This window comes from Listeria costaricensis (assembly GCF_900183385.1).
Taxonomy (GTDB): domain Bacteria; phylum Bacillota; class Bacilli; order Lactobacillales; family Listeriaceae; genus Listeria; species Listeria costaricensis.
This window is the reverse complement of record NZ_FXUT01000002.1, coordinates 1-12,482: the sequence shown is the minus strand read 5'-3', so window position 1 is coordinate 12,482 and position 12,482 is coordinate 1. Positions and strand designations below refer to the sequence as shown.

Annotated in this window: 11 protein-coding genes; 9 read left to right on the top strand and 2 right to left on the bottom strand. The window is 42.8% G+C overall.

Annotation, left to right across the window (positions count from 1 at the left end):
- Together lepB and CS921_RS02695 are read left to right on the top strand one after the other, a co-directional pair.
- Positions 1 to 565: signal peptidase I (lepB, locus tag CS921_RS02700; RefSeq protein WP_099221525.1), on the top strand; the 565-nt coding region annotated here is incomplete at its 5' end.
- A gap of 62 nt (positions 566 to 627) precedes the next feature.
- Positions 628 to 867 carry an NUDIX hydrolase gene (locus CS921_RS02695; protein WP_099221524.1) on the top strand — a complete coding sequence of 80 codons (240 nt, stop codon included), beginning with the start codon at positions 628 to 630 and terminating at the stop codon, positions 865 to 867.
- Between the two features lie 57 nt (positions 868 to 924).
- Here CS921_RS02695 and CS921_RS02690 read toward each other — a convergent pair whose 3' ends face one another.
- On the bottom strand, positions 925 to 1,521 hold the full coding sequence (locus tag CS921_RS02690; protein WP_099221523.1) for a TetR/AcrR family transcriptional regulator: 597 nt from the start codon (positions 1,519 to 1,521) through the stop codon (positions 925 to 927).
- Positions 1,522 to 1,668: 147 nt separating this feature from the next.
- Here CS921_RS02690 and CS921_RS02685 point away from each other — a divergent pair, with 147 nt between their 5' ends.
- From CS921_RS02685 to CS921_RS02670, 4 genes are all read left to right on the top strand, one after another.
- Positions 1,669 to 2,592, top strand: coding sequence for an ABC transporter ATP-binding protein (locus CS921_RS02685; protein ID WP_099221522.1), 924 nt, complete (start codon positions 1,669 to 1,671; stop codon positions 2,590 to 2,592).
- Positions 2,585 to 4,189, top strand: a complete 1,605-nt coding sequence (locus CS921_RS02680) for an ABC transporter permease (protein WP_099221521.1) — start codon at positions 2,585 to 2,587, stop codon at positions 4,187 to 4,189. Before CS921_RS02685 ends, CS921_RS02680 begins: the two co-directional genes overlap by 8 nt.
- A gap of 168 nt (positions 4,190 to 4,357) precedes the next feature.
- On the top strand, positions 4,358 to 6,457 hold the full coding sequence (locus tag CS921_RS02675; protein ID WP_099221520.1) for a leucine-rich repeat domain-containing protein: 2,100 nt from the start codon (positions 4,358 to 4,360) through the stop codon (positions 6,455 to 6,457).
- Positions 6,458 to 7,011: 554 nt separating this feature from the next.
- Complete coding sequence (locus CS921_RS02670; protein WP_099221519.1) at positions 7,012 to 7,470, top strand: hypothetical protein; 459 nt, start codon at positions 7,012 to 7,014, stop codon at positions 7,468 to 7,470.
- Between the two features lie 64 nt (positions 7,471 to 7,534).
- Here CS921_RS02670 and CS921_RS15500 read toward each other — a convergent pair whose 3' ends face one another.
- Positions 7,535 to 7,747 (bottom strand): hypothetical protein, encoded by a 213-nt coding sequence (locus tag CS921_RS15500; RefSeq protein WP_162921669.1) that lies wholly within the window; start codon positions 7,745 to 7,747, stop codon positions 7,535 to 7,537.
- A 275-nt stretch (positions 7,748 to 8,022) separates the two neighbouring features.
- Between CS921_RS15500 and CS921_RS02665 the strand changes: the two genes are divergently transcribed.
- From CS921_RS02665 to ahpF, 3 genes are all read left to right on the top strand, one after another.
- The gene (locus CS921_RS02665; RefSeq protein WP_099221518.1) at positions 8,023 to 9,741 is read left to right on the top strand and encodes a YfhO family protein; all 1,719 of its coding nucleotides are present in this window, start codon (positions 8,023 to 8,025) and stop codon (positions 9,739 to 9,741) included.
- A 363-nt stretch (positions 9,742 to 10,104) separates the two neighbouring features.
- Positions 10,105 to 10,668 (top strand): alkyl hydroperoxide reductase subunit C, encoded by a 564-nt coding sequence (ahpC, locus tag CS921_RS02660; protein WP_099221517.1) that lies wholly within the window; start codon positions 10,105 to 10,107, stop codon positions 10,666 to 10,668.
- Between the two features lie 11 nt (positions 10,669 to 10,679).
- Positions 10,680 to 12,209: an alkyl hydroperoxide reductase subunit F gene (gene ahpF / locus CS921_RS02655; protein ID WP_099221516.1), complete on the top strand. Its 1,530-nt coding sequence runs from the start codon at positions 10,680 to 10,682 to the stop codon at positions 12,207 to 12,209.
- Positions 12,210 to 12,482 lie beyond the last annotated feature (273 nt).

Here is a 12,482-nt window from a genome sequence, read left to right as displayed (position 1 = left end):
AGCGCTTCAACAGGTGGCTGCCCAGAAACAGCCAGCCGAACCAGTAGAAGTCCCCATGGCCCCGCGTCCCAAGAAACCCATCCAAAAGAAACGCCGCCTATCCAAAAAATGGATCGCCGGTATCGCCCTTATTCTGATCGGTTTACTCATCTTCATCTTCTGCGCCAATTTTTCACTGGCACGGGTAGAAGGCAATTCCATGGTGCCAACCTTGACAGATGGCGACTGGATTTTGATGTATAAGAACAGCGATCTATTGGAACGCGGCGACATTATTTCCTTCAATTCGCCTGATAAATCCGGTGAAACCTATCTCAAACGCGTGGTGGGCTTGCCGGGAGACACGATTGACATTATCGACAACGAGCTTTACATTGATGATAAACAATTCGAGCTCAAAGGGAGCGTGCCAGATTACGCGCTCCAAAGCAATACAGGCGAAGAGCGAGTCCCGAAAGGAAAAGTTTTCGTCCTTGGCGACAACCTCAACCATTCACGAGACAGTCGGGAATTCGGCTTTGTTGACTTATCAGACATTACCGGAAAACTGCTTTGGCATAGCTGAAGCGGTTTTTTTGTGGTAAAGAGGAGCTGGGAATCAGTATAGACCTTAGCCAACAGCGTCCAATGCTGACGTTTCATTTTGAACAAGGCTTTGATGATTACTGGTTGATTAATGTGGAGCGCGATATTGTTGTACAATTGACCTTGCGAAAAGAGGAAGTGCAGGCAGCCAAATGGGTGATGCAGCAACAAATCAATGAATGGATCGATCAGGGGAAAATGATTCCCTACCGTTTGATCAATCTGCTGTTTGACCTACACCAGTCTAATCGGACACTTTATATCAATGAAGCCCAAAAATAAAAAACGTATGCAGTTGTAGTGATCACCTTTAGTGGAACACTACAGCTGCATATGTTTTTATTTATTCTCCGTATCTCGCTCTCCAAACAACCCGTAAAAAAACAGCTTCACAATATCTTCGGCAAGCGGGAGCATATTCTCGATGCCCTGCAAATTCTGCGCATAGGAGATCAGCATTTGCACATAAAATAATAGCGCGTCCGGATTGATATTCGGATCGATATACCCGGTTTCTTTTCCTTCATCAAATAACTTCCGTAAAAGAGGATTGACATATTCCTCATTGTATCGGTTGGCAAAATCTACATCCGTTCTGTATTCCTGCATCAAATGGGCATAAAAATCAGGATTCATATTTTGCGTAAGGGCTTTTTCATTAAAAATAAGATGTTTGATTTTTTCAGGAAAGGCTATGGAGCTATTAACTAATTGGACGAAATCTTCCGTGGCCTTACTAATATAATGGAGGAAAACTTGATGCACCAGATTGGTTTTATTCTCAAAGTAATTATAAATCGTCACCTGTGAAACATTGGCTTCTTTGGCAATTTCCGCAATGGAGGTCTTTTTTACACCATACTGCATAAAAAGTTTTTCGCTTGCCTCTAAGATTTGGAGCTCTTTTCGAGCACGTCTGCGTTCAAATCCGTCCATAAAAATCACCTCATAGATTAATAGTAAACAAAAATTTGAAATAAAACAATAAAAAAAGTTCATTTCTTTCTTGCTTTTTAAATTTGTTTTGTATATTATGAACTATATCAATTAAAATATTTCATAAGTGGAATGGAGGAGAGTTGCATGGCTGTGTTAGAAGTGAAGGGGATTACCAAAAAATTTGGGAAATTTACCGCTCTAAATGGCATTGATCTGCAGCTAGATAAAGGGGAAATTTTAGGCTTTATCGGGCCGAATGGTGCGGGGAAATCCACCACGATTCGAGTGCTTTTGGGGATCATTCGGGCAAATAGCGGATCAAGCAAGATTTTTGGAAAGGATTCATGGCAGGATGCCGTTGATATTCATAAAGATATCGCCTATGTGCCGGGGGATGTTGTATTATGGCCCAATTTAACCGGCGGGGAAGTGATCGATCTATTTGCAAAACTGCGCGGTGGGAAAATTAATCAGGCGCGGCGGGATGAATTGATTCGTCGGTTCGATCTGGACGTCTCCAAAAAATGTCGCACCTATTCAAAAGGAAATCGGCAAAAAGTCGCGCTTGTGGCTGCCTTTTCCTCTGAGGCCGAGCTTTACATTTTAGATGAGCCGACGTCAGGCCTTGATCCACTTATGGAAAAAGTGTTTCAGGATTGCGTCTTTGAAGCCAAACGAGCTGGGAAAAGTGTGCTACTTTCCAGTCACATCTTGTCCGAAGTGGAGAAACTGTGCGACACGGTGGCCATCATTCGACAGGGCGAAATCATTGAAAGCGGCTCACTGGCAGAAATGCGACACTTGACCCGCCTGAATTTCATGGTTGAAACGAGCCGGCCCGTTCCAGAACTGCCACAGATCGAAGGCGTCTTCAACGTTGAAACGAGCGGCCAGCAAATGAAGTTTCAGGTCGATTCGGAGCGCCTGGCGGATGTCATGGAGCAACTAGCCCCTTATGGCATCGTGAAACTGGAAAGCTCACCGCCTAATCTGGAGGATCTGTTTATGCGGCATTATGAACACGAAGGTATGGAAAAAAGTATGACAGAAGGTGGCGGCCGTGAATAAGCAGCTTTTTTCTGGCACTAGTCGACTGGTTCGGCTGAATTTTCGGCGTGACCGCTTGAAAATGCTGATCTGGGTGCTGGCATTTGTCGCAACAACATTATCCGTGGCACTGGCATTTGACAATATGTACCATAATGATGCCGAACGTCAGTCCATGGCAGAAACGATGAAAAATCCGGCAATGGTCGCAATGGTGGGTCCTGCTTATGGAACGGACGACTATACGACCGGCCCAATGATGGGGCAGCAGATGATGCTGTTCACGGCGCTGATCGTTGGCATCATGAGCATCATGCTTGTGGCTGGACAAACCCGGGCTGACGAGGAGGATGGCGCGCTTGAAATGGTGCGATCATTGCCGACCGGGCGACTTGCGAATCTGATGGCAACGCTCTTGACGATGCTGATTGTGAATGTCGTCTTGGCCCTCGTGACGGGTGTCGGGCTGGGCGTGCTTGGCATCAGCAGCATGGACTGGAATGGTTCGCTGCTCTACGGGGCGTGTCTGGGTGTCGCAGGACTTATATTCGCTTCGATTACAGCCATTTTTGCTCAAATTTGTGAAAGTTCACGTGGGACGATTGCTTTTTCGCTGATGGTACTGGGGATCTTTTATCTGATACGGGCAATTGGCGACGTGACCAACGATACGCTTTCCTACTTTTCGCCGCTCGGCTGGCTTTCACAAACGCAGGTTTATGTGAATGATTACTGGTGGCCGATCGGGCTTGGGCTGGCACTCGCGTTGATTTTCTCCCTGCTCGCTCTGTACCTGAATTCAATTCGCGATTTGGGCGCCGGTTTTTTGCCAACGCGTCCAGGGCGTAAAACGGCTTCGAGATGGCTTACCACACCACTCGGGCTGGCATTCCGGCTGCAAAGGACAACCATTATTGCTTGGGCAATCGGCATGTGGGTACTTGGAGCGGCTTACGGCTCTGTTTTTGGCGACCTAGAGAGCTTCTTTAATGAAAATGAGTTTATTCAGCAAATGATGCAGGCATCCGGCAATCTAAGTCTCACCGAGCAGTTTGTTGCAATGCTGATGTCCATTTTGGCCATTATCGCCTCCATTTCTGTCCTGATGTTCATTTTACGAGTCAAAGGCGAGGAAAATAAGAGCCGCATGGAGCACCTGCTGACAAGAGCAGTTTCAAGGTATCGGGTTGTGGCAAGCTATTTGATCATGGCGATTTTGTTCAGTTTCATTATGATGTTTTTGGCAATTAGCGGCCTGTATATGGCTTCACATGCAGTGATGAATGACCCGATTTCATTTATGACCTTCTTCAAGGCGGGAATGGTCTATCTGCCGGCCATGCTGATTATGATTGGTCTAGCGCTACTTCTAGTCGGCTGGCTGCCAAAACTTACCAGCATTGTGTGGCTGTATCTTGTCTTTTCATTTTTCGTTGTCTACCTGGGCAAAATGCTTAAAATTCCCGATTGGATGAGCAATCTGACGCCTTATGGTTGGGTGCCTAGACTACCGACCGAAAGCTTTGACGCAGCACCAATTGTTTGGATGAGTGTGATCGGAGTTGTGCTCTTGATTATTGGAATGATCGGTTACCGCAGACGAGATGTGAATGGTTGATCGGAAAAAATCCGCGAATGTAAGTGATTCGCGGATTTTTTTGTGCACGAAAAAGTTTGATAGTTTGTCATATTTTAAGGTCCATTTGATCTGCAAGCGGATTTTCTTGTATGAAATAAGGTCTATACTTAACTAGGTAACAAAAATAAACACGATGGGGGAACTGACTTGAAAAAACAACTACTAAGTGTACTGTTGGGGGCACTGCTACTGATCGTCGGATTTCATGTGCTACCAGCTTCGGCATCTGAAGCCGTAACAATCCCCGACGACCAATTGCGAGAAGCGATAACAAAAAGCTTAAATAAACCGAAAGATGCCATCCTTACAGAAGATGACATGAAGCAAGTAACAGAATTAGACATTTTTCCCAACTCAACAAGTACAAATGTCAATTCTTTGGAAGGATTACAATATGCGACAAATTTGAAAAAACTCATGATCTCAGGCTATGGGACATGTGGAATAAGCGATTTAAGCCCTATTAGTAACCTGACTTCTTTGGAGACATTGAGTATCACAGAGGCGTCCATTTCAGATTTAACGCCGATTGCAGGACTTACCAATTTAACTTTTTTACAACTGCATGATAATAAAATTGAAGATATTTCCGTGCTTGCGAATTTTCCAAAATTGGAGTATCTCGAATTGAGTGGCAATTTTATTGATAATATCGATGTTTTGGCACAATTGACGAATCTGCAAACTTTAAAAATGAATGGCGCAGTGAGTTATATCGGGGTTCCTGATGAAACAGGAAATGTCATCACTGATTTAACCCCTTTAGAAAATCTTACAAAATTGAGTGACTTAGAACTTTGTGGTTATGGCGATCAGTTGACTGATATTAGTCCTTTAGCCGGTCTGGTTAACTTGAAAGACCTGCGCTTGTTTGATAATCAGATTGTTGACGTATCTGCTATTCAGAATATGACGCATCTAGAGATCTTGTATTTGGACAACAATGATGTTCAGAATCTGCCTGATATGTCGAATTTGACTTCATTAACTGATTTGCTTTTAAATGATAACCTTCACTTGGATAATGAAGATGTCGAGAAAATAGGGCAAGTAACCAGCCTTGAAAAGCTCTATTTGGGTGATGGAAACGGCTGGCATGGCGCGCCGGAGATTGACAATATCGAGCCCTTAGCAAATTTGAAAAATCTAACGGAGCTAAATGTTTGTGAGACGAGTGTATCTGATATTTCTCCACTTGCTGATCTGCCGCTTCGATGGGTGGAATTAGATGACAATAAAATATCAGATGTTACACCACTCGCTGGAAAACAATTCCAATATTTAACGCTGTCTGGCAACCAAATCACAGATATTTCTTCGCTTGATTTATCGGGGGGAGGTTATTTCAATGCTCGAAATCAAGATGTGATACTTGAAGATGGCTATCAAAATGCACCCACCGCTGTGACAATCGCGGATAATAATGGAGATGTTCCAGCACTTACTTGGTCAACGGCTGGGAGCTATACAGATGGTAAGCTGGCTTGGACGGATCCGGGTGAGAATCAAGTGAATTTTGCTTCGGCGGCTGGTGATTTTACTGGAACAATCAGGCAAAAAGTGAATGCCGGAGATCCGCCAATCAAGACATCCAACATTTATGTGAAATATGTGGATGAAAATGGAATCGAGCTGGCACCCGCGGATACTTATACTGGAAATGTAGGAGATGAGCAGTCGGTTGAGGCGAAAAGTATCGATGGCTATACCCTGCAAGCCGGGCAAGCAAGTCCACAAACTTTGACATACACGACAGACGCGCAGACAGTTGAGTTCGTCTATGTAGCGGATACTCCACAAGTGATAGATTCAACTATTTATGTAAAGTATGTCGATGAAAATGGCAAAGAGCTGGCAACGATGGATACTTATACAGGTCCAATCGGCAGTGAAGAAACAATCCGCGCGCGGGAAATCAGCGGCTATTCGCTGAAAGAGGGACAAAATAATTCGCAAACGGTCACCTATACAGATGGGGAACAAACAATAGCGTTCGTCTATGTGGCGGATGCAGTAAGCCCAGCGGATGATTCGACAGATACGGACACCACAGATCAATCTGCAGACAAGGATCAAGTCATAAATGATGACCAATCTAAAGAAGTGACCGTTCAGGAGAATAAAACAGAACCAACAACAGCGGCAACCCTTCCAAAAACAGGTGATACAGAAACCCCAGCTATTTGGCTTGTAGGTCTCTTATTAACCGGTTTGGGTATTTATGGAACGAGAAAATTTGTAAAATAAATGTAAGGAATGATAGAAGGCTGAGGTATAAGGCGCTCAGCTATACAAAAATACCGATCAGAAAACTTTCCTATTTGTTTTCTGATCGGTATTTTTAGAGATCTGAACATGCGCAGGGATGAGGTGTTCAGGTCTTTTTTTTACAAAAAAACAGCTGATCGGGGAATCAGCTGCCAAAAAGGGAGTTCTTAGAAGGGAAATACTAAAAAGGGGGGAGAAAAAGTATTTCCTTTAAGATTTATTATATTTATAATATACATAATATATGTGAGAAACTAGCAAAAGAAACATTAGAATTTAATAAAAAAACATATTTTAATAAAAGGATATTTGTCTTAAAAATACAAAAAGGAAACATTTTGCTGGTTTGAAGAAGCATGAAACGGGCAAAAGAAGGGATAATAGGCGCTTTTTCTAAAGAACCGCTTGCGAAACGGTGGGGATGTTAGAGAAATTCTGCGTAAATGATCAAATGATAGACTTTAAAATGTAATTTAAACTACTATTTTCTGCTATACTAAAGAAAAGACAACAAGAGATGGAGGCAATGAATAATGACACACAACCTGGTTAAAACAATTTCCAAGTACAGCATACAGATTATCAATTATTGGCTGGAAAATGATGTGAAAAATGTGCTGAGTCCAGAAAGCTTGAAAAATGAACGCGCGCTGGATGAATTGAAACGTGTCTCACTGGAAACGATTACCGAGGGACTGCGATCAACCGGGAATCGGGGAATTGATGAGATGACGTATGTTCATTTGGGGCGCTGTCAGTATCGTTTGGGGATAAAGCCGGAAATCACCATTCAATTGAAAAATCAATTTGAGATATCTATGATGGAATTCCTTTATCAATTAAAAGAGGAAGGTAAAATTCAGCATACAGAGGCCGAATTGGAGGAATATTTTCGAGAATTAAAGGCGCTGAATGAGCTGGTTACACCGATGATTTTAAAAGGAATGAAGATAGAAATGGCGTGGGAACAGGAAAACCAGCAAACCCAATGACTAGGTTTTGAATGCGGGATTTTCACCAAAATTTGATGGTAGTTGAAGGAATGCTGGTTTTCATCTAGTGCTTTTTAGAACAGCATAATGGACATAATTTGAAGTGAAGTGGGTAGTGACCGTAATGAACGTGAGCGGTGTCTAAAGCTTCATTAGCAGTTTCAAAGCGACCTAATACAATCCGATTTTTTCTGTCTGGAACTTCGGTACATGTATAGGTATGAATCACGCGTTTTTTATCTTTATCAGCTTGCATACTAAAAACATACCATTCCAAATCCAACACCCCTATTCTTTTATAGATATATTATACAACGATTCGTTAAAAATACCATTAATTGATGAAAAAATTTATAAAAAGTAAACAAAAGTATTATAATTTACATTCCGGACATAAGGCGCAAACTAAAAGAGATATTCTCCCCGAAGAGAGTTTCTCTTTTTTTGAAACTTTAAAAAATATTAGCACAACTTTATCAATTAAAGATTGTGTGATTTTATTCAATGTCGTAAAATTAGTATAAATCCACCTAACGGGAAGGGGAAATTTTATTGCAAAAGAAAGAACATTCCACTAGTCGCCTACTTCATTCCTTGTTTCCGATTGTCGTATTAGTTATTTTATCAATCGTAATGATCTATCCTTTCTATCAATCGGGAGCAGTCCCCCTCGGAGATGATTTTCATTTTCATATGGAGAGAGCTGAAAACTGGTATCAGCAGCTTGTGAGTCATACGGGTTTCAGCTATGCGAATTTTTATACTTTCCATCAAGTAGGCTACCCGCTTGATCTCTTCTATCCATTTATCACGTTTTATCCAGTGGCGCTGATTCGCTTTATTCTTGGATTTTCACCAATCACTTCTTATTACGCGTTCGTTTTTCTCCTTCAAATCGCCACACTTCTCCTTTGTTATTTTATTGGCCGCAAGATGTGGACGAGCCGTTTAGCCGCCTTTGCGTTTGCTGTCATGTATGGCTTTTCTTCCTATCGCTTACTGGATGTATTTAGTCGAGCGGCTGTCGGCGAAATGATCGCCCTGACTTTTTTTCCGCTTGCGATCTACGGAATGTACGCCATTATAAAAGGAAACAAGCTTGGATGGCTACCCCTGGCACTCGGTATGACGCTACTTGTCTATAGTCATTTATTGTCAGTGGTGTTTGTTGCCGTTATCCTGCTCATCCTGTTTCTATGCTACCTGCCTCAATTTTTAGAAGACCGCGGCAAGCTTTTTCAGTTGATTTATGCCATCCTCGCCACTATTATACTGGCAGCCATTACAATCTTTCCACTGTTGGAACAAATGCGGGGAACTAAGCTGACAACAGGATTCAAACCGATTCTTGAAGAATTTAAGATTCCTTTTGGCGAAGACCTGCTGACCAGTTTGACGAATCAAATGAATGCCGGTGATGTAAATGTTGGCTTGTTCGTGATACTGGCGATGGTTTTAGGGCTGATTTTTTGGCGGAAAATCAGTAAGTTCAGCCGAGTCCTCCTTATGACGGCTGTTGTGTTATTTCTGACAGAGGGACTGTTGGATTGGAATCTCGTTCAAAATACACCGATTGCCGGAATTCAATTTCCATGGCGCTTGCACAGTCAGATAACCGTTTGCGCGCTTTTAGTTGCAGGTGAACTAATCCAGATTGCTACACAGGCGATTGGAACGATTCCTCCAAGTAAAAAGAAAGCAAGGCTGCACGCACTGGAAGGAATTCTTTTAGCCGGCATAGTAATAATGGCGCTATGGGCACCCAACCATCTGAGACAGAGCTTGACCGAGCGCGCGGCTACCACGGATAATCCAGATCAGCATATCACCTATACGAATCAAAATTATTATGAGTATATCGGACAGCGGCCCATTGAGGACTATTTAACGGATGCCGCCCGAGAAAATATCGACTCGATCATGTCTCATGAAGCTTTCACACAAACGGAAAACTACCAGGAAAAGGTTGTAAAAGATCAGCTGCAAATGAGCTTTACCATGCCGCAGGAAGGTGCATTTACAACATATGTGCCATACTATAAAGGATTTAAAGTGAAGGAGCAGAATAAAGACATTCCAATAACCGTATCGGAAGAGGGAACCATTCAAGTAGATTTGTCCAAAGGGGATCATCAATTGACCGTCTATTATCAAATGACAACCATTCAAAAAATCAGCTGGGGACTTTCTATAGCTGGCTGGTTCCTACTCTGTCTGTTTATCATTTATCGAATAACTAAAAAACGTCGGGAAAGAAAGGCGCAGTTTTAGGCGATCAGCTGTAAAATGAATCGGTAAATGTGCTCATACGTATATGGACGGCTTACTCGGTTGAGAGTGAGCTGTCTTTTTTTGCGAAGGGAGATTGTGAAGATAGAAAGTCGGAATAAAAGACTATCCTGAGCGCGACAAGGTTTTTCGTGAAGAATGTGCATGCAAATGAGAATGAAAGCACCTATTTGATAAAAAGAAGCTGGGAAATATAGGTTTTATCAATCATAAAATATATTATAGTCATTACAAATTTGTAAATATTATAAATAAGGTATTGACTTTTTGTGGAAATCAGCCGATAATTTAAGAGTGAGTGGAAGAACTCACAAAGAAAAGATACATAACAAGGAGGAATTTTATATGTCTTTAATTGGAAAAGAAATTGAAGAATTTGCGGCAAAAGCCTATCATAACGGAGAATTTATCGATGTCTCCTCTGAGAATTTCAAGGGGCAATGGAGTATTGTTTGTTTCTACCCAGCTGATTTTACATTTGTTTGTCCGACAGAACTGGAAGATCTTCAGGAACAATATGCAACACTCAAAGAACTTGGCGTAGAAGTATATTCTGTCTCCACCGATACACATTTTACTCATAAAGCATGGCACGATTCCTCAGATGCGATTAGCAAAATCGAATATATCATGATTGGCGATCCTTCTCATACAATTTCCCGCATTTTTGACGTGCTGGACGAAGAAGAAGGTCTGGCAAATCGTGGAACATTCATTATTGATCCAGACGGCATTGTTCAAACGATTGAAATTAATGCAGACGGTATTGGCCGTGATGCAAGCACATTAGTAGATAAAATCAGAGCAGCTCAATATGTCCGTAATAACCCAGGAGAAGTTTGCCCGGCAAAATGGAAAGAAGGCGCTGAAACGCTAAAACCAAGCTTTGACCTAGTCGGCAAAATTTAAGGGGTGTGCCTATGTTAGATACAGAAACGAAAACGCAGCTGGCTCAATATCTTGAGCTCTTGGAAAATAAAATTATCCTGCGTGCAAGTGTGGATGATAGTGAAAACAGCCAGAAATTATGGGCGTTTGTCGAGGAAATTGCGGGAATGTCTCCCAAAATCTCGCTTCAAAAAGAAACTCTGGCGAAAACACCGAGTTTTAGTGTGGATCGGGAGAATGAAACAAGCGGCATCACTTTTGCCGGAATTCCGCTGGGACATGAGTTTACATCACTCATTCTGGCCCTTCTGCAAGTGAGCGGACGTGCGCCGAAAGTGGATGACAAAGTGATTGCGCAGATCAAAAAAATCGACAAGCCTTATCATTTTGAGTCCTATGTGAGCCTGACATGCCATAATTGTCCGGATGTCGTGCAGGCGCTCAACATCATGAGTGTGCTGAATCCGAATATCTCGCATACAATGATTGAAGGCGGTATGTTCAAGGCAGAAGTGGAAGCGAAAAATATATTGGCTGTCCCAACCGTCTTTGCTAATGGGGAAGCGTTTGGCAATGGCCGCATGACGATCGAACAAATTGTGGAAAAAGTGGCTGGAGCAGCTGATCCGGCGGAATTTGCCGAGAAGGAACCTTTTGACGTGCTTGTCGTGGGCGGTGGTCCAGCAGGCGCGAGTGCAGCCATCTATGCAGCGCGTAAAGGGATCCGGACGGGGATTGTCGCTGAAACATTTGGCGGTCAGGTACTCGAAACGTTGGGTATTGAAAATGTGATCGGCACGAAATATGTGGAAGGCCCGCAACTGATGGCAGCAGTCGAGGAGCATGTCAACGAATATGATGTTGATGTGATGAAATCGGTCCGCACGGCTAAAATCGAAAAAAATGAGCTTGTGGAAGTGACGCTCGAAAATGGGGCGGTGCTGAAAAGTAAAACGGCCATCGTGGCGACCGGTGCAAGATGGCGCAATATCGGCGTCCCAGGCGAGCAGGAATTTAAAAATAAAGGTGTCGCCTATTGCCCACACTGTGACGGACCGCTCTTTGAAGGCAAGGAAGTGGCCGTTGTTGGCGGCGGTAATTCGGGCATCGAAGCAGCGATCGACTTGGCTGGCATCGTCAAGCATGTTACTGTGCTAGAATTTATGCCGGAGTTGAAGGCGGACCAAGTCTTGCAGGAACGGCTTTACTCATTGCCAAATGTGACGGTCTTGAAGAATGTCCAAACAAAAGAAATCACAGGTGCCGATAAGGTTGACGGTGTGACATATGTTGACCGTGAATCCGGCGCGGAGGTGCATCTGGACGTCCAAGGTGTGTTCATCCTGATCGGGCTAGTTCCGAATACAGAATGGTTGGACGGCACGGTAGAGCGGACGAAGATGGGCGAGATTATTGTTGATAAACGTGGCGCAAGCAGTCTGCCGGGCGTTTTTGCAGCAGGAGATTGTACGGATAGCGCTTATAAACAGATTATTATTTCTATGGGATCCGGCGCAACGGCAGCCCTTGGAGCATTCGATTATTTGATTCGACATACGTGATGATTATTAAGTGGAACTGTCAGCTTTCATCAGCTGACGGTTCTTTTTTGTATTTTTATAACCAATATAGCTAGAAGATTCTGTGCCCTATTAGAAGGTTCACAATATGTTCACAAAATAAATTCGGATAAGTGCTGATGAAAGAAAAAGTAGAATTGAAAGAGTAGTAAGATTATTTTAATTAAGTATGTATTGAAAATTACATGTAAAATAATTTATAAATAGAGGTGTAATGGTGAGAAAACGTACGATAGTTATAATGAGTGTGCTACT